Origin of the sequence: Clostridium sp. NSJ-49 (assembly GCF_014287725.1) — a bacterium.
GTDB lineage: Bacteria > Bacillota > Clostridia > Clostridiales > Clostridiaceae > Clostridium > Clostridium disporicum_B.
This window is the reverse complement of record NZ_JACOOP010000011.1, coordinates 1-21,334: the sequence shown is the minus strand read 5'-3', so window position 1 is coordinate 21,334 and position 21,334 is coordinate 1. Positions and strand designations below refer to the sequence as shown.

The window sequence follows — 21,334 nt, the reverse complement described above, 5'->3', positions numbered from 1 at the left end:
ATATAATTTTTATATTAATATATATGGAGAAGTTATTATGAAAAAAGATATAAATAACTTAATTAATAAACAAATTAAAATAATTGAAAAGAAAGAAGCTAAACTATTAAAAGAACCTAAAGACAGCTATATAAAAGAGAAAATATCTCCTATTAAAAATAAATTAGAAGATAAAATTCCTGAAAAGTTACAATCTACTTTAGAATTAGCTTTTCAAAAAGGGTTTAAATTAGTATTTGATAAAGGTATAGGAATTATAGAGAAAACTTATAATAAAGATTCAATTAATATGGAGTATGATATTAATGCTTATGCAGTTAATAAATATCCATCAAAAAAGAACTTAAAGAAAATAGATAAAGCGGCAAATAAAAAATCTATGATAAATAAATCAATAACAGCCATTGAAGGTAGTGGACTTGGCTTGCTTGGTATTGGTCTACCAGATATTCCTGTTTATATTGCAGTTATTTTAAAATCAATCTATGAAATTAGTTTAAGTTACGGATTTGATTACTCAACAGAAACTGAAAAGGCTTATATCTTAACTTTAATCTCTTCTGCTGTAACTAAAGGTGCTGAAAGAAAGCATTATTTTGATAAGCTAGATATCTTAGCTAGTAATATAGATAATAATAACGCTTATGATTATAATTTAGAAGAAATACTAATTGATACATCTAATAAAATATCAACCTATATGCTTACAGCAAAATTTATTCAAGGTCTTCCTATCGTTGGTGTTGTAGGTGGTGTTACTAACTTTATCACATTACAAGATATCACTAAAATAGCTAAGATTAAATATAAAAAGAGATATTTAAATAAACTTTACTTTATATGAACTCTTTTACATTTAAAAACAACCGTCTATTTCTACTAATATCAAAATAGACAGTTGTTTTTATCAATTTAAGAAAAACTCTTTATAAACAAATACAAACTATTTCTTATTTCTACATTTTCATTTAAAAAGCTAATTAAAGTCTCTACTTTAGGCTGTTTATACCTATGTCCAATTCTATTTCTTAAAAGTCTTGCAGAATTTAAATAATTGGAAAGCTCTTCAGATAGTACATTCTTTTCATTTAGTATTTTTATTGCTGAATCAACAGTTATTCCAATTTTATAAAGATTATATTCTTTCAAAAGCATCGATATAAAATCTTCATATAAAATAAACATGCTTAAGTATTTATATTTAAGACTATTTGAAATTTCTTTTTTTAATAATTCATTATCTGAATAACTATCTAAAAGTTTCAAAGATTCCTCTATATCCTTATTTTTACTTTCCATATCATAAAGCAATTTCTTCAGCCTATCTTTATTCACTTTCTAATACCACCTTATCTAATCTATTCCAAAACTCAATATTTTCTTTGAATAGTATATCATAATAAACATATTTTTCATCATATTTTTCATTTTTCATTATTACCATATCACTATTTAAAGCTTCAATTTTTATAATATTTTCTATATCTTCATCATTTATATCTATTAAATCAATGCTTCGTCCAAGGAAATCTTCAAGTTCTAATGATAAAGTTAAATCTAATTTAGATGATATCTTTTCTGATCCAATTATAGCTATATCAATATCTGATTCTTCATTAAATTTATCAGTAGATAGACTACCAAATATGATAACATTATCTATATTGTACTTTAGAAAAATGTCCTTAAACTCTTGGCTACTTACTAACGCTAAAACTTCTTCTTTAGATTTATCATCTACTATATTCCTATTAAAACTCAAAATATTCTCCTCCACCTTAATATTGCAACTTTTTTCTGATTATATTTATATTATATACAATTACTTATGGTTATTAAACATAAATATACCTAAAATACGTATTCCTTACTTTACAATAAATTTAATTATGACTATAAAAATAGATGTTATTTAGTACATTTTATTAACTAAATAACATCTACTTATTTTATATTTATTAATTAAAATCTAATCCATCTATTATATCGTCAATTTTTTCTTTAGCTTTATTAATTGCATTTTTTCTCTCTTCTTCAGTTGTTCCTGTTCCATCAACTTTAAGCTCAACAACAGTCTTTATTCCCATTAGCTTCATAATAGAAGCTATATAATTTTCTCCCTTATCCATTACAGGATCTAAAATCCAAGGAATACTTCCACCTGATGATTGTATATATACTAATGCCCTTTTCTTATCATCTAATAATCCTTTAGGCTTCTTATCCTTTTCAATTAATACTGTCTTATTTACTTGAACAATACAATCAATATATTCCTTTAGTGGAGCTGGAAATGATACGCTCCACATTGGTGAAGCTATAACATACATATCAGCACTTATAAATTGGTCGCATAATTCCCTTATTCTTTGGACCTCTTTTTGCTCCTTTTCAGGCAACTTCTTTTCTGCCTCTTCATTAATAATACAGTTACGACTTTCAAAATACTGATACTCTAATCTTGGTATATGTTGCTTATATAAGTCTACTTCCTCTACCTGAAAATCTTTATTTTTATCAAGAAACTTGTTAATAAAATCTCTCGCTACTGATTTAGATGACGATAAATTTTCAGGTTTTGAATTAACACTTATATATAATAACTTCTTACTCATAATACACCTCTTATCTTTAGAATAATATTAACAAATATAGTTTTACCTAAATTCTAATAATTATATATACATAACTAAATATTTATCACTAATAGATAAGATTTAAATAGGCAAATAAATATATACTATTGTATTTATGAATATTAATATCATAGAAATTATAAATAAACCTAAACTGATATTAAAACATATCTGCTTTATTTTATTAATCACATTTCCCTCATTTATTCTTGGGCTAATTAATTTTATAAGATACTCATAAAATTTATCTGTTTTATCTGAGTATCTCCTTTTAGAAATCTTCATTATTTCAACAGGGTCATCCATTTCTCTATAGCAACAGCTCTCTCTTATAGTTTTTCTAGCAACCCTCTTTTTTTCATCCTTTGTTAATTTTCTCTTATAACTTTTTTCTTTGCTCTTAACTGCATCATCAATCTTATCTTTTAACTCTAAATCTTTGTAGATGTCTATTTTATATATTTTCTTAAATAAATACCTAAACACTTTTTTCTTTATAAAAGTATTCTTTAATGAAGCTACTAAAATTAATATATCTAAAATTAATACCACAAATGTTCCTATATATAAATAATCACTTATTACTAATTCAGTGGTATCATATAATAAACCTACTCCATTAAATATTAAAAATAAAGCAGAAATTGATATTATTAATAGCAAATATATCGAATTTCTATCTATATGTTCCTTCTGCTTTATCATATAATTATATCTTTCCTTAGAATACTCAAATACTATTCTAATATTCTCCTCTTTTTTACTATCTACTGTATTTTTAGCTTCAGTTGTTTTCTTGCTTTTAGCCTTCTCCCCTTTACTAGCCATATTTCCCCTCCATATTAAAATATATGTGTAAATAAAGAGACTTCAATATTTTCCCTACTTATAATTATATAAAAGTATCAATGAATCTGTTACTTTACAAATTTTCTCAAAAAGTTCATAATTATATCTATAATTGTAATATTATAAATTAGATTAACTATTCTTAAATTAAAGTAATATTACCAAAAGGATGGAGATTAATATGCAAGGAAACCTAAGTCGTGGAAAATTACTAGATGAAAAAGGACAACTTATAGAATCAGGCTGGTCTACAAAATTAATTAAAGAATATTCTAGAAATGATATTGCTGCATCGAAATGGCGAATTAAGGAATGGGATTATTATATAATCACAAATGGTAAAATCGCTATTGCCTTAACTTTCGCAGAAAATAGCTATATGTCTTTAGCTTCAGTAAGCTTTTTAGACTTTTTAAAACCAAGTTATAAAACTACAAGTGAAATTAAATTATTTACATTTGGTAAAAACATTATGCCATCAACTACGGATAATGGTGATATTAACTATAAATCTAAAAGAGTTGATATGATTTTTAAGAATGATGGACAAACTCGTAATTTATACTGTAGATTTGATAAATTTGATAATATTAATGGTAAGGATATTAATTTAGAAGTAAATCTTATCTTAACTGATTTTCCAAAAGATTCTATGGTTATTGCTTCTGCCTGGAATGAAGACAATAAGAGCTTTTACTACAATAGTAAGATTAATTGCATGAAAGCTAGTGGATATTGCATTATAGATGGCAAAAAATACGACTTTGATGAATCTGATAGCTTAGGAACTCTTGACTGGGGACGTGGCGTTTGGACTAGAGTTAATACATGGTACTGGGGAAGTATGCAAACATACTTAGATGATGGAAGAGAATTTGGTTTTAATATAGGCTATGGCTTTTCAGACAGACCTAATGGTTCAGAAAATATGATTTTCCTAGATGGTATAGCTCATAAATTTGACCAAGTTACATTCAATATTCCACAACTTAATGGTAAAGATGACTTTATGAGTCCTTGGACCTTTACTTCAAACGATGGTAAATTTGAAATGACATTTAAACCTATTATAGATAGAATAGATAATACTAACCTAGGTATAATTGCAAGTAAACAACATCAAGTCTTTGGACTATTTTCAGGACAGGCAACCTTATCTGATGGTACAGTAATTAATATTAAAGATAAGCTTGGCTTTGCAGAAAAAGTATATAATAAATGGTGATAAAAAGATATAGGCTACAGATTTCTCTGTAGCCTATATTTATCAAGTGTCCACTATAAACAAACTAATTCTTTATATACTTTAATACTACTTTATCCTTACTTTCTTCTAAAAATATATCTAACTTAGATAACTCTTGAAAACAAAACTGCTCTATCTGTTTTTCACTTTCTTCTCTCTTATAATAATCATGAGTATATCTATTTCTTAATTTTACAGAAAATATTAAGTACTCTTTCAAGTCTTTGTCAAAAAAGCCTAATTCATATGCTTGCTCTATTAAATTTAATGATGTACTCGAACTTTTAATTCTTCCATCATTTATTATAATATAACTTTCACACATATCTACTATATATTCAGAAAAATCTTGAAAAAAAGCAAACATTGCTCTTCTTATAATTCTATTAGGATTTTTACTGTATTCATTTATTGCTTCTTTCAAATCATTAAGATTATCATAAGCATTTTGGTATTTTTCCATAAATTTTTCTTTTTTAAGTGATACTCTAAATCTTTGATTTAGTCAGTTGAACTTACTCATCATTTGATGAGTTTCCATAAAAAGTGACTCATCTATTATCCTCCCAAAGTAACTAAATTGTTCGTCAATTTTAAGAGTTCTTTCTAAATTCTCATTATTTCTTGCATATTTACAAACATAATGTTGAAAATCAAACCACTTTTCATCATTTATTATAAATTTATTATCACTATCTACTGCTATTCTTGCATACTTATTAGAGAATTCATTAAATAATACAAATGTAAGATGAATATCATCATATTTATAAAACTTCTTTGCTAACTCTAAAATATCATCTTCAATTTTTAATGTATACATAAAATTTTTATCAGGAGCAGTTACTATAACTAAATCAATATCACTCACATCTTCCATCCAATACTCGGTTCCATAACTTCCGAATTGACAAATACTTACTAACCCCTCTATTTTACTAAGCTCTTCTATGTATTCACTTTTATCCATCTATATCACCTCTCTAATTCTATAGCTACATTATACCATATGAACATATTTTTATCATTATGGTTTTAAAACTTAAATTATATATCGAAGCTTCCAATACTAGTTCTCTATAATAATGTACAATGAAAAAGTAATAAAAATAAAAGTATATTATACTTGCAATTAGTGCATGTATAATATTATCATCACATATCTAGACGCTTTGAAAATCCTGTAGTTGAATTTCTAAACTCTCAATTTTAGATAATATTTCTCGAATAATAATATCATTTTAATTAAATGTTTTTGCCATAATTTTATCTCTACCTTTATTTAATACCTAAGATTTATTTTTATATACTCCCTTTAATACAATTCCTTTTTTAAAACCTCCACGAGCTTTAAGCTTTTCATTTCTCATATTAATTAAATCCTCTTCTGAGTAACCTAAGTTATGCGCAAGTCCAAATAAAACTTCCATAACATCTGCAAGCTCTTCTAAGTTTTTATCTTGAAGATATTCGTTTACTTCTTCCATAAGCTTGGCTTCAAGAAGAGCTGTTTTTTCTTCATCTTTAGCTATTTCTATTTCACATTCCTTACCATCAGCCTTTATAACTTCTGGAATTAAGTCTCTAACTAATTTATTGTAATTTTTCATAACTTTTATCTTCTCTCAGTAGAATTTCCATTAATTGAAGATACATCTTATCTTCCATAAATAAGATGTATCGTTTTAAATATCTTACTTTTTTATCTATAAAACACAGCAGTAATCATAAAATTAGTGCCATACTTTTCATTTTCTATAATCCCACTATCGGACCATTTACCAAAGCCAGCTTCCACTGCCAAAGGTCTTAAATCACCATAAAATGAAAATACACCCTTAGACCAAACCTTTTTATAGCCATAACTTTTAACTAAATTTTTAATTTCCTTTAGATTTTTATTAGCTATATTGTTTACTTTTAAAACATCTTTTGAGATCTTAAAAAACTTCTTATAGAATAAAGTACTATCACAGTAATGTGCAAATATTAAACAATTAGTATTATTACTTATTTTGATACTTCCTTTTAAGATTACATTATTACTATCAGCTATTTTATAAGCCTCATCAACTAAAGAAACCATATTCAACACTCCAAGCTTAAACTATACATATTCTACAATTAATATCTGTAAACACAAGCTTTTTATACCTAACTATCTTTAACTTCTACATATAAAAAAGCGTGCCATTTAATAGCACACTTTGTGAAAATTATTTATTATAAATTATATGATAAAATATTTCTTAGCTTTAAATAAGTTTAGCATACTACTTACCATTTAATACTTGTGTATGGAACTTTCTCGGATACAAATTGTAATTTATTACAATATAGCGATCATATTGTTCATTGAATAAAAACCTAAACAGACAAACCAAAGGTTGGCACTAGGAATTTACTTCATGTTTAATGTTCTACCAAATTATAGTGAAATCATGAAATCTATTCCTCATTTTTATAGTACAAGGTTTTTATATACTATATACCAATCTGTTTTCCAACCTAATTCCTCACATAGATTTAATAGACTCTCCTCATTAACAATAGCTCTTGCTGTGATTATTTCATGTGTATCTACATTTACTATTAAACCGTTATCAATATTTAAAGCATATGCTGGATAAACAGATTTTGCTCTTATATGTGAAAATTGTGCGCCTTTTAGTAATATTTTACCTGTTAATTCATCATTCTCTATTTTATATCTTTTTATTCTTTTCTTTTTAAGAGTCTTAAACTCTTCTATCAATTGTAATTGCATCTCTGTCCTTTTATTTATAAATTTATCATTATCTCTTATATTAATTAAAAACTGCTCAGCTAATAAAAGATATGATCTTGTTTTACCTACTGGTAACTCCTGTAGCCTCTTTGTTACTATTTTCATGATTTCTCCAAGGGTTACATAGGTTACCCCTTGAAATATAAGCTTGTCCTCTCTTGGTATATTCACAAGAATCTCTTTAGCTACAAAGGACAAACAATTGATTAATTTCCGCAACGGCTTCATTAGAATACTTATGGCTTACCTTATCTGGATGAATACTTTTTAAAATATTATTCTTCCACTTCCTTGCTTCTTCTTTATTTAGAAAACACTTTCTTGTAATACCAAGCTTTTCGCTTCTTCTTTTACCATCCATTTCTAATATATAAAATATTAATTCATCTTCTTTAGACTTAAAATAATCAATATTTGAATTACTATAACTATCAATCATATTTCTAAACAAACAAATCTTATTATATAACCCGTCCCATGAGTTACTTGTAATACTAACCATTTCTTGTGCTGACTTATCTTTAATTCCTGTTTCAATAACATAGTTTCTAAGATCAGCCTTAATTATTCTTCTTATGTTATTTAAATTCCTTTTACCTCTAACTTTTGATAATTCTTGTAATTCTGCAACACTCTGAACTCTAAGCCACTCCATTATATTCCCCCAACTAATTTATGTTCAATCAAAGTATATTCAAAATAAACTTAATAAATTACTTTTTAGTTAGTATAATTCCATTATAATATTTTACTAAAAAAAGTAGCCAAGATTTAGACTTCTCCAATCTCCTGGCTACTTTTATTATCTATACATCATAGTATTCCTCCGCTAAATATTTATATTTCTTTCATTTTTAATTTATATTGTTTAATCTCTTTACCTTTATAAAGAATAGCATTCATAGGACATATATTCAGACACCTAGCGCATGTTATACACTTATCTCCAAAAACAATCTTTCCATCTTTAATAAATATATTATTTTCAGGACAACTTCTAACACAAGTTCCACATTTATTACATTTAATAGATGTAGAAAAATTTTTAGCCACCTTATTACTTTTCTTCCCGAAAAAGTAACTAACATCTTTACACATATTTTCAAGAAGAAAATTAGTTTTTTCTAACTGCATTTTTCCATTGTTAATATCTATTGCAAATTTTCTTGCTATTTCTTCCCCAGTTTCACAACTAGATATTAATGGTTCTTTATAAGATTTATCAAATGGAGGTAAAAAATAATTATTTGACATTTTTATAGTTTTTGTTGCTTTAACATTAATATTTTTAGATTTTAAAATATTAATCATCTTTTTAAATCCGCTATTAAGATCTGCTGCTCCATTTATAAATATAGCAGCATCAGTTGGCTTATCGCATTCACTTAGATTATCCTGTATCCAATTCAAAAAGAATAATGGAATATACTCATAATGTTTTGGAGATCCAAATATAAAAAAGTCAAAATCATTATAATTTTTAAACCATCCCTCTTCAAACTTTCTTATTTCAACTATATTATGCTTACTTTCTAAAGTAGACTTCATTACCTTTGCTAAATCTGCAGTATTTCCTGTTGCACTAAAATAAAAAATTCCTATTTTCATTTTTATTCCTCAAATCAACATTTTTTAATATTATTATTCCTTATTTAATAAGTTTATACCAATAACATATATTCTATTACATTTACTGTAATATCAATTATTTACACCTTTCCTTAGATCTACTGCTTCTAATACCTCAAATGAGGTACAGTTACTTTCTGTTCACTGTACCTCATTTTTATCAATACACTTTTTTTAATACTATTCCTTCTTTAAAGCCGCCACGTGCTTTAAGCTTTTCATTTCTTTTGTTAAGTAAATCCTCTTCTGAATAACCTAAATTATGAGCAAGTCCAAATAATACTTCCATAACATCTGCAAGCTCTTCTAAATTCTTATCCTTAAGATACTCATTAACCTCTTCCATAAGCTTGGCTTCAAGAAGCTCTGTTTTTTCTTCATCCTTAGCTATTTCTATTTCACATGCCTTACCATCAGTTTTAATTACTTCTGGTATAAGATCTCTAACTAATTTATTATATTTCTTCATTTATTGCCCTACTTTCATTTAAATAATTAAAACACATAATTATTTAAATTTTTAGTTATATCAATAGGTGTAGCATCCGATTTTACTCTTGAATCAACACAACTTCTTCCAATAAAATGAGGGTACATATCATAATCTATCTCATCATTTTTCTTTCTTTTTGATATATTGCTAAAATGAGCTACTAACTCATTCCTAGTAAATACTAATGATTTCTCTAGATTATCGCTACATATTACCACAAAATAATCATTATCCTCTGAATTCTCTAATTCCTCTTTACTAAACGAAACCCATAAACAATGTTTATTTTCTTCATTCTCAGTATAATCTTTACTTGTTTTAATTTTAATATTAATTTTACCACTGTTAGTCATAAAAGTTATATTATTTGCTTTCATTTCTACATCATTAATTTTATCTAAATTAGAGTTTATAAAATTAGATAATACCTTTAATGTGATTTGTCTTCTTGTTAACTTCAAAGTTATCTCTCCTTTATCTTTCATAAATATAGTTATTTATTTAAAAACCTATTTTTATAATAAGTCTCTACTCTTAAATCTATAGCATCCTTCATATGCTTTTTAAAAGCTTCATTATCAATAAACTTCTTTAAGTCATCTTGTAATGCTATTACACTACCATCTGTAACTTTAAAGAAATCTCCATGAGTTTTTAGTAAGAACTTAACTGGATTATTTTTAGCTAAAGTAATGTACTTTTTCTTATCCCAGTTCATAAAGTCACTTGTATTCTTATCCTTCAGCATATCAACCTTATTAGAGCCTTTTCTATAGAACTCATAAAAGCTTCTATAAATATCCTCTTCTGTAATTTGCATTTTTATATTGCCGTCATTATAAAATGCTAGTAATATAGGCATCTTATAAGTTTTACTCATACTTGTAGTTTCTATCATATTGATGAATTCTCTAGCTCTAGTGTTGTATATTTCTTCTTCCCGTAGATTTAAGGTATCATTTTCTTTAATATACTCTAGGTAATTTGAGAATGGATTCATTGCTTTATTTTTAGATTTTATATTTTCGTATACTGCATCGTCCATATAAGTAAATAGTTCTACTCTAGATGGTCTGTACCCTAGCATATCTTTTACTATTTCAAACTGTTCTTTTATCTTATCTTTAATCTTCATTTCTCTTTCAGCTTGCTTTTTGAATATGTCTATCAGTCTGAAATCAAAATCTACTACACACTCTTCAGGATAATCATAATCTCCTTGATTATTTCTTTTTGCTTCAGTAGATGAATAATCTTTTCCACTTAATAAGAATGGTGCTAAGTTAGCTTTTTTATAATTTCCTATAAAATCTAATACATTTAAGTATTGCTTGTCTTTAGCTTTTCTTAATCCTCTACCAAGCTGCTGTAGAAATATTGTTGGTGATTGAGTTGGTCTTAAGAACATTACCATATCTATTGCAGGTACGTCTAAACCTTCATTAAACATATCTACAGAGAAAATAACCTTTAATTCACCAGAAGTTAACTTTGCTAGTGCTATATTTCTTTCTTCTGAATATTCTCCAGCTTCACCACTATAAACTGCTGCTGATGGAATGTTATTTTCATTAAATATCTTAGCCATATATTCTGCATGATGTCTTGATGAACAGAAGCCCATAGCTCTCTTTGAGTTATATTTAAGGTAATGATTTAATATAAGCTCTCCTCTTTTATTAAGCATTAAAGCTTCTTCTAATTGTTTATCATCATATTTACCATTCTTAAAATCTATATCTTCATAATTAACTGTTTCATCATAGATACCATAATATCTAAAAGGAACTAGCCATCCCTTATTTATAGCTTCCTTTAATCTTACTTCATAAACCATGTTATAATCACAAAGTGCAAATACATCCTTAGAATCTAATCTTTCAGGAGTTGCAGTAAGTCCTAATAAGAACTTTGGAGTGAAGTAATTAATTATCTTATTGTAATTGTTAGATACTGCATGATGGAATTCATCCACAACTATGTAGTCAAAGTAATCCTTAGGAAAATATTCAGGATTTAAATACTCATCTTTACCTAAAGTTTGAACTAATGAAAATATAAATGAATTCTTTGTATCCTTCTGCTCTCCATAAAAGAATCCAATATCATCAGAATTTCTAACATTCTTAAAGCTCTGAGCTGCCTGCTTTATTATCTCTTCTCTGTGAGCTACAAATAAAACTCTATTGTAATTTGCAGAATCAAAAGCAGCAAGATATGTCTTACCAATACCAGTAGCAGCTACTACTAACCCCTTATCAAAGCCTTCTTCCCTAGACTTTTCTAAAGAATATAAGGCTTCTATCTGAGCTCCCCTTGGTTCAAATATATTTATGACCTTTTCTAGCTCTTCCTCCTTGTGTTCCTTTTCCATATCCTTATAAACATTAGGTCTTGTCCAAGCTTTTGAATAATCCTTTAAAACTTCATCAGTTATAATTAATGAATGATTATTAAATAAATCATCAAAGGTATCATAGAAAACCTTAAAATCATTTGGAGCATTAGACTTTAAAAATCTATAATTCCACTCTATAGATGAAGTTAAAGCACCTCTTGAAATATTTGAAGAACCTATATAAATCTCACTCTCTACTGGATTATGAAACATGTATGACTTTGGATGAAAAGACTTGTTAGGATTGTTATAAAACCTTAAATCAACTTTATCCTTAAGTTCTGACTTTAAAAGATATAAAGCTTGTGGTTGAGTTATCTTAAGATAATTACCTGTAAGAATTCTTATATTAACTCCCCTATCTAATGCTTCCTTAAGATCCTGAAGTAAAAGCTTTACACCTGATTCCATAAGGAATGAAACAATTATATCTATTGAAGTTGCTGTTTTGAAGCTTTGTTTTAGTTTTGGATAAAGGTAATCTTTATCTCCAGTTGATGTATTTAAATTTCCGCTATTATAGTCTATTGATTTTTCATAAACTTTATCTATAGTACTTAACTCTTTTATATTTTCTATCATTTAATCACCTTTTGATTATTTTTAATTAAATATATTTTATCATAGGTTTAAATATGATGAAACATTTCCTATAACAATAAATATCACTATGTATTCCAATTATATTATGGATACATAGTGATATTTTAAATCTTATATCTTTATAGGATTTATTAACAAGAGAATTATTCGTGATAACTTAAATTTACATTTATAAAAGATATAACTTTATATATTCTTTTTGGGTTTAATAATTCAAATTTTTGTTGAATCAATTTATTATTTAACTTATCATCAATCAAACCTGTAATACTTACATTATTTCCATCATCTTTTAATATAGATACATATCCAATTTCTATTTGTCTTTCATCATCTAATAGACCAATACCTGAATAATATTTTTCCATCAATGATATTTTTATGAATGGCACTAATCTCCTCTAGTAGATTTTCTTCTAATATACCTTTCAGCTCTTCTATATATTTTTTCTCTTTAATTAATACTTTCAATAAGATTATTTTTGTACTCCTTCACATCTCTCTCAGCTATTATTAATATATAGTAATTTATACATCATTATTCAATATATAATACCAACTTATACAAAAATAAAGAAGTACCTAATTCACTTCTTTATCTTTGTTAACCAATTTTGTGTTATTTCTTTATGAATTTACATCTAAACATAATACTTAAGTCTAATCTATCAATGATATTTGTTCATTATAGTAATAATAGCCATCATTCATAACTTCAAAATCATCCTTTATTTTTTCAGATGATATAAATTCTTTGTTATTTACTAAAGTTTTAATCACTAGTTTATGAATAACATTAAATCTATCCATAATATCAGCCTTATTATGATCTGTAAAACATATAAGTTGAATATTATTTTTCTTTGCATATTCAAATAATGGTATTAATAAATGCTTAGATGATATAGCAGCAAACGGATTATCCATTATTAAACACATGCTTACAACTTCTTTATGAAGATGGTTTTTTCTCTCATAGTTAATTAAAGTTGAGAATAATACGAAGTAACTTATAAACTTTTCTCCACCAGAGTTATTAGTTGTTACCTCTTCCCAAGGTCTATCTTTAGATAAAAATATGTTATCTTCAATCTTTAGAAAGTCTATTCTTACATAATTTAATCTACAGTAGTGAATAAGTAAAGTTTCAATATCAAATTCTCTATTTATAGCCTTTACTAAGTCATTATTTTCTACTTCAATGTTATTAGTTAACATTTCTAGTTGTTCTACTATATAATTAGTTAGATTTATAGGTGAACTTTCATCATCTTTTATATTCTTTATTTTCATCATTTTGAGTTTTTTTCCTTGGATAGTAATAGTGCTGTTTTTATCTATTTTATTTATTTCTTCTGTATACTGCTTTGCTACATCTAAATAATTATTAATTAGTTGTTTCTCTGCTTTTTCTAATGAACTTAAATCCTCTTTAATTTTATCTATCATCCTATTTATCACTTCTATACGAGTTTTTATAAATTCATGGAGTTCAAAAGTGATATTATTACTATTAGAGGTTAAGTTTCTTAAAACTTTTGTTATCTTATCAATAGTATCATTTTTACCACTATGGTTATTATAAAGATTATCAAACTGCTCCTTTATTAAAATCTTATAGTCAAATTCTTCTTTAATAAGTTTATTTAACTCTTTATTGTTTTTATCAAATATGTGTTGCCTATTACTAATAAACTCCTCAATATATATACTAGGTTCTACTTTCACAAAGCCTTCTAGTAATGTGCTATCATCTATCCTAGTAAGTATTTGTTCACATTCAGTAATTTCTTTTTTTACCTTAATAATATTTTTATTAAATTCTTGCAACTTATTTTTTAAGTATATTTTCTCTTGGTCTAAGTTGCTTCCAATGTCTTCTCTACTCTTGAGTTCATTTGCTCCTAGTTTTCCTATAATATTGTCCATTGCCTCCTTTTTCTTACCTATATTATTGTTTAAAACAGCAACTTCTCCTACATAGGACTCAATTGTATCACTTATTTCTTTTAGTTTCCTTTTAGTTTCTTTTCTTTTTTCAGCATCATATTCAATTAGATCATAATCCTCGTACTCTTCTAATTCTTCCTTTAATCTATTTATTTCTTTTTTTATCTCGACTAGCCTTTCCTTATATTCATCCATTGAACTGCTATCAGTTTTGCTTTTTAACGACCTATATCTTTGTTCTAATATTGCTAATTCCCCATCAACAACATTTCCTGTGTTATATATTGAATATTGTTCCTGCTTTTCTGCTTCACTCTTAACTTTACCTTTATCAGTAGTAATTGTTACATTCATATCCTCATTTTTGGTTCTTAGTTCCTGTATTCTTTCAGTTAATTCATTCTCTTCTTTATACACTAAATTCTGATTAATCTTAATATCTTCTAACTTGGCTGATAGTATTTTTCTCTTACCTATGTGTTTATAAAGTTTGTCGCATTTTTCTATCAATGATTTATGAATTATTACATCATTATTTAAGGTAGTTAAATAGCTCTCCTTTTCTAGAATTTTATTTTCTAGTAGGTTATTAGCCTCTTTTAACGCTGCTTGTGTTTCTCTCTTTGCTTTTTCTTTTTGCTTTAATTCGATTATTTGTTCATTTAATAATACATCATAATCTTCTTCATATGTTAACCCCTCAATAATGTCACTTAACTGGCTAATCTTAATCCTTTGATTATTCCAATTTTTATTTTCTTCTTCTAGTCTTGAGATTGTTGATATTATCTTATTTTTTTCCTCTTCAACATCTTTTTTTATAACTAATTCCTTATTGTATAATGCTAACACTCCGATATTTTCATTAATTAAGGTATAATCTTTAGAACCTGATAATTTAATGTGTACTAATGCTTCTCTTTCTATAATTATAATAGGACTATCAGCATATATCGCCGGAATATTTTCTTGTATATATTCTATTGAGGCTTTATCTAATATAATAGCAAATGGTAATAAAGGATTTTTATCTATTATTTCTAATCTTAATTCTTCTGTTGGCATAGATTCCTTAATATAATCTGCTCCTAAGATTGGCTGTATTCCTTTATCTTTTAAATAATTTATAAATTCATTATTAATCTTTATTCCACCGGATGATAACTTTTCTAATGTTTCCCTATTTCTAATAACCTCTAAATTATTATCAGACATATGCTTATTTAATACTACAATTTTATTGTTAAGATTACTCAACACTCTATCTTTTTTACTTATAGAAAAATCATTTATATCAAATAAAGATAATCTTGAGTTAATCTTGTTTAATTCATTATTGAATGCATCTAATAAGTTAGTTTTAGTTGTAATATTAATATTTATTTCCCCGATACTCTCAATAGTTTCTTGTATTAGAGTAGTGTTATTATTTATATCTTTCTTTAAGTTTTCCTTCTCCTCTCTTGTTCTTTCTATTTGACTATTTAAATAACTTAGTTTATTACATAAAAGTTTTTTCTCTTTAGTTACTTCATTTTCGTCTATTTTAAGCATTATATTTAATGGATCAATTTCATTAACTAAGTTTTCTACCTCACTCTCACTTACAGAAATACTTGTTTCAGTAGATGCTCTATCTGTTAATAGTTTTTCCTTTTCAGTTACCACACTTTTAATATGTTGTTCAAGTGAATTTAATTCTAGTCTGCTTTCTTTGAGACTTTTTTCATTTTTAATTACTATCTCTTTCAATGTATTTATCTTCTGGTCGTATAAACTTCTTATAGTAAATCCTAAATCCTCTAATTCTTTATCTATTTCAAATTGTTCTTTTGTTAATTTAGATAATTTTGTATTTATATCCTCTAAGCTTTTCTCTTCTTTTAGTTTTTGACCTCTTAAATTAGCAGCCTCTAATGACCTTATTACTCTTTCAAGTTTTTCATTTTCTTCTCTTGCTTTTTCTAGCTTAGCTTCAAATTCTAATTTACTTTGCTCCAATTTTGTTTTGTCATCTAACTCAAAGTAATACTGTGATGATAATTCTTCTATTTTTATTTGTCCTAATCGCTCATCAATATCAGTAATATCTAGTTCTATTATCTCTTCTTCTAGTTTCTTTTCTTCGATATGTGTATTAAGTGTGTATAATAGATTTGCTAAATTAACTTTTGCTTCCATTATTTTATCATCAATATCTTTCAACTTAAATAATTTCATATTGATATTGGAAATTTCATCAGAGTATTTTATTAAATCTCTTCTTTTTTCTTTATCTTCTATACTTTCTCTTGATTGAATAATATGCTTTTCAGTTCTATCTAATAGGCCAGGCATATTTGTACTATCTCTTAGATTTTCTTTTATAGATTTAAGTATCCAATCTCTCATTAAAGCAGATGAAGTTTTACAGTTTTCAAACAACTTTAATAGTCCACCCTCTTCTGAATTGATTTTTGCTATTACATTTCTCCACTCTTTAGTATCAATTCTAAATGAATTTAATGCCTTTTTATATGCATCGCTGTTCTTTTCATAAGTAGTTCCGCCTGAACTCTTAATAGTATTTTTTACTTCTGAAAAATGAGCAAATGTTATTTTATCATTTACTTTATTACTAAGTTTTAAATTAGTAATATTAGTTTTACTTTTTGTTCCTTCTAGGATAAAAGTAAAATAATCTATCTTATCAGTACTTTCATCATCATGTGAGTTGCTATTTCTTTTAATAGCAATTCCATTAGTCATATATCCATTGTTATTATCTAGTTTCCACTCAACTAGTATGTATGCAGGTTCTTTATCTTTTCTGAATAATTCTTCAAACTCTCTTTTTCCTAACTTAGCAAGTGGAATAAATGGCTGCATTATTGCTTGAATTAATACAGTCTTCCCTCCACCGTTCAATAAGTTCATAAGTCCATTTTTACCATGATAGTCAAAGGTTTCATCTATAATTAAACGTTTATCATCATTATAAGCAAAGTTGACTATTCTAATTTTATTAATCGTTGGCATTAATTAATAACCCCCTTTGTAATTCTAAAAAGTTATATATTTTTTCTTTTCTATCGTAATTTAAGAAGAATGATTTCATAATATCATCACATCTTTTAGTAGTTTTTATAATATCCTCTGGCTCGTGATAAGTAATAAGTTTCTGTTGTTCCAAGAACTTAATAGTTCTTAATAATACTCCCCGTTTTGTTCTTAAAGATGCTTTAACAATATCATCATGCATTAATAAACCATCCCACTTAGTAAATAGTGATTTAATATTTATTTCATAAGTACTTTCTATAGCATCTATATCCTCATCTTTGTTAACTATATTCAATGATGTTGATATATAATTAATTAAATCATTTATAGAAATATCAGTAAGCAATTTTGGGGTATCCCCTGTGCTTGAGTAAAACTTACCAAGTATTAATAGCACAATATACTGAAATAAATATAAATCAACCTTATTAGTTCCTGAATATAAACTATCTCTTATTTCTCTATCTGAAAATCCATATAGATAATTATCCATATTAGGTAATAAATATATTGTTTCTTCTACCTTTTTTATTGTTACATTTGATGTTTCTGCTATTTTTATTAATATTTCGTATGTTTCAGTATCTATATAGTAGTTATATAACTCTGAATTATCGTTTATATTTATTTCTCCGTATTGGAGTAAATTATTAAATAAATTTACTGCATTAGTTAATTTTTCTCCGTATATCATTCCTAACACACCACCTTAAAATTATAATTAGTTATTTCAAATTCTCTTGTTATCCTTTTAAGCACTCCATTAATGTTTCTTTCAGTTTCAGATACAAGCCTAATTCTATTTTTATCATCATCTATAGTTACTTCAAAACTTTCTATAGCCTTATACTTACTATCTAAAGCACATAACTCTTTAACTGTAGTTGCTATATTGAAATTTTCATCTTTAACTGTTTCCCTTTCTAATAACTCACGTATAAAATATGTTTCGCCTGTGTATAGCATAGTAATTACCTTGAAGAATGTTTGCCCATCATCTTCTTCGATAAAATATGCTTTTTGCCTCATAGTAAATGTATTACATAAGCCTCTTAAATCAACAGTTCCTCCTGCATTAACTACACAGTAATCTAAAATACATCTAAGACATTCAACATATCTGTTATTTATTTCAACTATCTCTTGTTCTTTATTATCAGCAATTGAGGTATCTTCCACTAACTCTAACCCACTTTCAATAATATCTACTTCTTCTCCAACAAGTTGTTGCTCTTCAAAAGCCTTAAATACATTAAAATGTTTCGGTACATTAATACGTAATAATGGCCTTAATAAAGTAAATGTGTTATCTAATAACGTAATATCTTCATTTATTGGCTCTATAAAAATTTCATTAAAGTCATACCTTTTTGTAAGTCCAATAGACATAGCATTATCTAAAGCCTCTTCATAAGCGTCATCAGCCATATATCTCTTTTCAAATAATTCATTATGTTCTCTTCTAATTTGATTTAATGTATCTTTAGTCATTTGAAACTCTTTAATCTTCTTGTCATATTGGCCAAGATTAATAAATTCCTTTTCAGATTCATTTAACAGGTCAATAATATTATCAAATTCACTTTTTTGGTCCTCTAATGTATTGAATATCCCATTAATTCTGTCTTTATATTCGCCTTTTTCAATTGTAAGAATATTAGATGTCTTAACTTTATCTATAAAATTATCTACTATTTGTCTTTCCATATTTACAGCGACTAATAGATCCTTTGCAATAGCATTAGCACCCTTAAAGTCCTTTCTTCTTATAAACTCTTTAGTAACTATTTGTTTCATAGTAATTTGTAAATGCTGGTCTACCTCTTTAGTTCTTAACAAAATATCATTACCTAGCTCACTAAGCGTATATAATAAATTATTTTTCTTATCAACTTTATCTTTGACTAATTGATAGTATTTCGTTTCTATTACATTTTTTTCAAAATTTATTACATCTATAGTGTAATGCTCTCCACCACCCATAAAAACGTCTCTTACTAAAAATCTTGTAATATCTAGAACTGTTTCATCATCTAAATCCTTCTTATAGTAAGCCTTTATGAGATCTTTAACAAAATCTCTTATTTGTAAAATTGTAGCACCTTCTCTGGTAATTGTTTTATCTAATAAGTAACATAATACTGCTACAGAAATATTTATTAATTCATCTTGATTAAAATTTTCTTTTACTCTAGGTGAATATCTAGTTGTATCAACTAATTTAGTAACAAATGAACTTATTGCTCCTATAGTGTTCATTCTACTATCAAAGCCCTCTAAAAATCCCCACTCTCTTTCTTCCATTAGTTATTGTCCTCCATAAGTATTCTATAGTTTATTATTTCTTGTGGAATATACTTATTTTTATTTAATATCTCTTTAATTTTATCCTTATAAAAATCATTAAAATTAGATACGAATTTATCTAACTCTTTAGTCTCATTCTGTTTATCTTTCATTTCTTTTAGATTATTAATATCATCTATCCTATTTAACATATCCTCATATGCATTAGTAAATAAACTTAACTTAACCTTTTTGCCTAAACGGTAGAAAATATTAATGCCTTCAAAATCTATATCACCCCAATAATAGATTGTTGGGGCATTTAAGAAGTTAAAATCAGGATGTTGTAAATATTCTATGCTGCTAACTATTTTATTTCCTTCTCCATATATTAACAATCCTATATCTACTCCTAAAACAGGCTTATTTCCTTCTCTAAGTATCTTATTTAACGTGAACCAAGTGTCTTTATTCTCTATTATTAAAACCACGTTAGAAGTCCTGCTAATTATTTCTGAAAAGAAAGGTTCAGGTGTGTTATATACATTTAACTTTTCAATAGATATTCCTAAATTAGAAAGTAATGAATGAGCTTTTCTTAAATACTTCTCTTCACCCCATATTTCAAAAGATCTTTCATTAATTGACATAGGAATATTTAATCTATCCATATTATAAGTAATATAAGTGTTTAACTTTTGAATATACTCTCTAGCCTTTTGATATTCTTTAGGCTTATTTAAATAATAATTAATACTAAAGAAAGCATTTAAAGTCTTTATTTCTTTAATTGTTTCTGAAAAATCTTCTTTTGGCTTATTAATTCCATACTTCTTGTATAGAATAGGATTTCTTCCATTAGTACCAGATCTTAATTTAGGTTCAAGTAGCCCTTTATTAACAAACTCTTCTACTTTTATTACCAATTCATCATATTCTAATGATATATATAAATCCGATAACTCTTGAAATGTTATTGTTTTTCTAGGAAAGTTTATAATCTTATTCATATTTTTTCTCCATATTATAATTGGTTGTTGTATTTATATTTTAACATTTTTCCCTATAATAACCAACAATATTAATTAAATACTTTTTTCTAGACAACTTCTTTATCTACTATATTCTTAAATACATCTTATACCTCAAAAAAATAAAGAAGGGGCTGTATCAAAAAAAAATTGATATTTGCCGATAAAGAAAAGGAAGTTCGAATTTGAACTTCCTTTTTTGAGCATAGTAATAATATGAAAAACTTCACAAAAAATGTGATTCCTATGCAACAAATAGGATTCGCATTACAGGTTCCTTCTATACCAAGTGAAGATGATTCAGTAAGATTGCTATTTGAAGTTACGGAGGGATTAGATTTTACAGATTTATATAAAACATACTCTACATTAGGTAGAAATCC

Annotated in this window: 21 protein-coding genes; 2 read left to right on the top strand and 19 right to left on the bottom strand. The window is 26.2% G+C overall.

What is annotated here, in order from left to right:
• Positions 1-37: 37 nt before the first annotated feature.
• Positions 38-844 carry an EcsC family protein gene (locus H8S10_RS05630; protein WP_186838197.1) on the top strand — a complete coding sequence of 269 codons (807 nt, stop codon included), beginning with the start codon at positions 38-40 and terminating at the stop codon, positions 842-844.
• Positions 845-912: 68 nt separating this feature from the next.
• On the opposite strand, the gene H8S10_RS05625 is transcribed toward H8S10_RS05630, so the two are convergent.
• The 4 genes from H8S10_RS05625 to H8S10_RS05610 all read right to left on the bottom strand — a co-directional run bounded on the left by H8S10_RS05625 (position 913) and on the right by H8S10_RS05610 (position 3,464).
• Positions 913-1,335: a HepT-like ribonuclease domain-containing protein gene (locus H8S10_RS05625; RefSeq protein ID WP_186838196.1), complete on the bottom strand. Its 423-nt coding sequence runs from the start codon at positions 1,333-1,335 to the stop codon at positions 913-915.
• Complete coding sequence (locus tag H8S10_RS05620; RefSeq protein ID WP_186838195.1) at positions 1,328-1,762, bottom strand: nucleotidyltransferase domain-containing protein; 435 nt, start codon at positions 1,760-1,762, stop codon at positions 1,328-1,330. The genes H8S10_RS05625 and H8S10_RS05620 overlap by 8 nt, the downstream gene beginning before the upstream one ends.
• A 196-nt stretch (positions 1,763-1,958) precedes the next feature.
• Positions 1,959-2,615, bottom strand: coding sequence for an NAD(P)H-dependent oxidoreductase (locus H8S10_RS05615; protein WP_186838194.1), 657 nt, complete (start codon positions 2,613-2,615; stop codon positions 1,959-1,961).
• A gap of 102 nt (positions 2,616-2,717) precedes the next feature.
• Complete coding sequence (locus H8S10_RS05610; protein ID WP_186838193.1) at positions 2,718-3,464, bottom strand: hypothetical protein; 747 nt, start codon at positions 3,462-3,464, stop codon at positions 2,718-2,720.
• A 202-nt stretch (positions 3,465-3,666) separates the two neighbouring features.
• Between H8S10_RS05610 and H8S10_RS05605 the strand changes: the two genes are divergently transcribed.
• Positions 3,667-4,710: a DUF2804 domain-containing protein gene (locus H8S10_RS05605; RefSeq protein WP_186838192.1), complete on the top strand. Its 1,044-nt coding sequence runs from the start codon at positions 3,667-3,669 to the stop codon at positions 4,708-4,710.
• A 64-nt stretch (positions 4,711-4,774) separates the two neighbouring features.
• Here the strand turns inward: H8S10_RS05605 and H8S10_RS05600 are convergent, their stop codons facing one another.
• The 15 genes from H8S10_RS05600 to H8S10_RS05530 all read right to left on the bottom strand — a co-directional run bounded on the left by H8S10_RS05600 (position 4,775) and on the right by H8S10_RS05530 (position 20,930).
• Positions 4,775-5,194 carry a hypothetical protein gene (locus H8S10_RS05600; protein WP_186838191.1) on the bottom strand — a complete coding sequence of 140 codons (420 nt, stop codon included), beginning with the start codon at positions 5,192-5,194 and terminating at the stop codon, positions 4,775-4,777.
• A 42-nt stretch (positions 5,195-5,236) separates the two neighbouring features.
• Positions 5,237-5,701: a nucleotidyltransferase domain-containing protein gene (locus H8S10_RS05595; protein ID WP_186838190.1), complete on the bottom strand. Its 465-nt coding sequence runs from the start codon at positions 5,699-5,701 to the stop codon at positions 5,237-5,239.
• 319 nt (positions 5,702-6,020) lie between these two features.
• Positions 6,021-6,341 (bottom strand): nucleoside triphosphate pyrophosphohydrolase, encoded by a 321-nt coding sequence (locus H8S10_RS05590; RefSeq protein ID WP_055262803.1) that lies wholly within the window; start codon positions 6,339-6,341, stop codon positions 6,021-6,023.
• Between the two features lie 92 nt (positions 6,342-6,433).
• Complete coding sequence (locus H8S10_RS05585; RefSeq protein ID WP_186838189.1) at positions 6,434-6,817, bottom strand: hypothetical protein; 384 nt, start codon at positions 6,815-6,817, stop codon at positions 6,434-6,436.
• A 375-nt stretch (positions 6,818-7,192) separates the two neighbouring features.
• On the bottom strand, positions 7,193-7,690 hold the full coding sequence (locus tag H8S10_RS05580; protein ID WP_186838188.1) for a hypothetical protein: 498 nt from the start codon (positions 7,688-7,690) through the stop codon (positions 7,193-7,195).
• A 10-nt stretch (positions 7,691-7,700) separates the two neighbouring features.
• Positions 7,701-8,174 (bottom strand): hypothetical protein, encoded by a 474-nt coding sequence (locus H8S10_RS05575; protein WP_186838187.1) that lies wholly within the window; start codon positions 8,172-8,174, stop codon positions 7,701-7,703.
• Positions 8,175-8,356: 182 nt separating this feature from the next.
• Positions 8,357-9,127: an EFR1 family ferrodoxin gene (locus tag H8S10_RS05570; RefSeq protein ID WP_186838186.1), complete on the bottom strand. Its 771-nt coding sequence runs from the start codon at positions 9,125-9,127 to the stop codon at positions 8,357-8,359.
• A gap of 181 nt (positions 9,128-9,308) precedes the next feature.
• A complete protein-coding gene (locus tag H8S10_RS05565; protein WP_055262793.1) occupies positions 9,309-9,617 on the bottom strand; it encodes a nucleoside triphosphate pyrophosphohydrolase in 309 nt (102 codons plus the stop codon).
• Between the two features lie 26 nt (positions 9,618-9,643).
• Complete coding sequence (locus tag H8S10_RS05560) at positions 9,644-10,102, bottom strand: hypothetical protein (RefSeq protein WP_055262791.1); 459 nt, start codon at positions 10,100-10,102, stop codon at positions 9,644-9,646.
• Positions 10,103-10,134: 32 nt separating this feature from the next.
• Positions 10,135-12,621 (bottom strand): DEAD/DEAH box helicase family protein, encoded by a 2,487-nt coding sequence (locus tag H8S10_RS05555; RefSeq protein ID WP_186838185.1) that lies wholly within the window; start codon positions 12,619-12,621, stop codon positions 10,135-10,137.
• Between the two features lie 164 nt (positions 12,622-12,785).
• Positions 12,786-13,034: a hypothetical protein gene (locus H8S10_RS05550; protein ID WP_186838184.1), complete on the bottom strand. Its 249-nt coding sequence runs from the start codon at positions 13,032-13,034 to the stop codon at positions 12,786-12,788.
• A gap of 268 nt (positions 13,035-13,302) precedes the next feature.
• A complete protein-coding gene (locus tag H8S10_RS05545; protein WP_186838183.1) occupies positions 13,303-17,610 on the bottom strand; it encodes a hypothetical protein in 4,308 nt (1,435 codons plus the stop codon).
• The gene (locus H8S10_RS05540; RefSeq protein ID WP_186838182.1) at positions 17,597-18,328 is read right to left on the bottom strand and encodes a DUF6063 family protein; all 732 of its coding nucleotides are present in this window, start codon (positions 18,326-18,328) and stop codon (positions 17,597-17,599) included. Before H8S10_RS05540 ends, H8S10_RS05545 begins: the two co-directional genes overlap by 14 nt.
• A gap of 2 nt (positions 18,329-18,330) precedes the next feature.
• On the bottom strand, positions 18,331-19,938 hold the full coding sequence (locus tag H8S10_RS05535) for a hypothetical protein (protein ID WP_186838181.1): 1,608 nt from the start codon (positions 19,936-19,938) through the stop codon (positions 18,331-18,333).
• Positions 19,938-20,930 carry a Wadjet anti-phage system protein JetD domain-containing protein gene (locus H8S10_RS05530; protein WP_186838180.1) on the bottom strand — a complete coding sequence of 331 codons (993 nt, stop codon included), beginning with the start codon at positions 20,928-20,930 and terminating at the stop codon, positions 19,938-19,940. Before H8S10_RS05530 ends, H8S10_RS05535 begins: the two co-directional genes overlap by 1 nt.
• Positions 20,931-21,334: the final 404 nt, after the last annotated feature.

What these genes read in the sequence shown, in the direction of transcription:
- H8S10_RS05570 (WP_186838186.1), bottom strand. Translation starts at nt 9,127, where the DNA reads ATGAAAATAGGAATTTTTTATTTTAGTGCAACAGGAAATACTGCAGAT.
- H8S10_RS05610 (WP_186838193.1), bottom strand. Translation starts at nt 3,464, where the DNA reads ATGGCTAGTAAAGGGGAGAAGGCTAAAAGCAAGAAAACAACTGAAGCT.
- H8S10_RS05555 (WP_186838185.1), bottom strand. Translation starts at nt 12,621, where the DNA reads ATGATAGAAAATATAAAAGAGTTAAGTACTATAGATAAAGTTTATGAA.
- H8S10_RS05530 (WP_186838180.1), bottom strand. Translation starts at nt 20,930, where the DNA reads ATGAATAAGATTATAAACTTTCCTAGAAAAACAATAACATTTCAAGAG.
- H8S10_RS05590 (WP_055262803.1), bottom strand. Translation starts at nt 6,341, where the DNA reads ATGAAAAATTACAATAAATTAGTTAGAGACTTAATTCCAGAAGTTATA.
- H8S10_RS05535 (WP_186838181.1), bottom strand. Translation starts at nt 19,938, where the DNA reads ATGGAAGAAAGAGAGTGGGGATTTTTAGAGGGCTTTGATAGTAGAATG.
- H8S10_RS05585 (WP_186838189.1), bottom strand. Translation starts at nt 6,817, where the DNA reads ATGGTTTCTTTAGTTGATGAGGCTTATAAAATAGCTGATAGTAATAAT.
- H8S10_RS05615 (WP_186838194.1), bottom strand. Translation starts at nt 2,615, where the DNA reads ATGAGTAAGAAGTTATTATATATAAGTGTTAATTCAAAACCTGAAAAT.
- H8S10_RS05540 (WP_186838182.1), bottom strand. Translation starts at nt 18,328, where the DNA reads ATGATATACGGAGAAAAATTAACTAATGCAGTAAATTTATTTAATAAT.
- H8S10_RS05565 (WP_055262793.1), bottom strand. Translation starts at nt 9,617, where the DNA reads ATGAAGAAATATAATAAATTAGTTAGAGATCTTATACCAGAAGTAATT.
- H8S10_RS05605 (WP_186838192.1), top strand. Translation starts at nt 3,667, where the DNA reads ATGCAAGGAAACCTAAGTCGTGGAAAATTACTAGATGAAAAAGGACAA.
- H8S10_RS05595 (WP_186838190.1), bottom strand. Translation starts at nt 5,701, where the DNA reads ATGGATAAAAGTGAATACATAGAAGAGCTTAGTAAAATAGAGGGGTTA.
- H8S10_RS05545 (WP_186838183.1), bottom strand. Translation starts at nt 17,610, where the DNA reads ATGCCAACGATTAATAAAATTAGAATAGTCAACTTTGCTTATAATGAT.
- H8S10_RS05600 (WP_186838191.1), bottom strand. Translation starts at nt 5,194, where the DNA reads ATGGAAAAATACCAAAATGCTTATGATAATCTTAATGATTTGAAAGAA.
- H8S10_RS05630 (WP_186838197.1), top strand. Translation starts at nt 38, where the DNA reads ATGAAAAAAGATATAAATAACTTAATTAATAAACAAATTAAAATAATT.
- H8S10_RS05575 (WP_186838187.1), bottom strand. Translation starts at nt 8,174, where the DNA reads ATGGAGTGGCTTAGAGTTCAGAGTGTTGCAGAATTACAAGAATTATCA.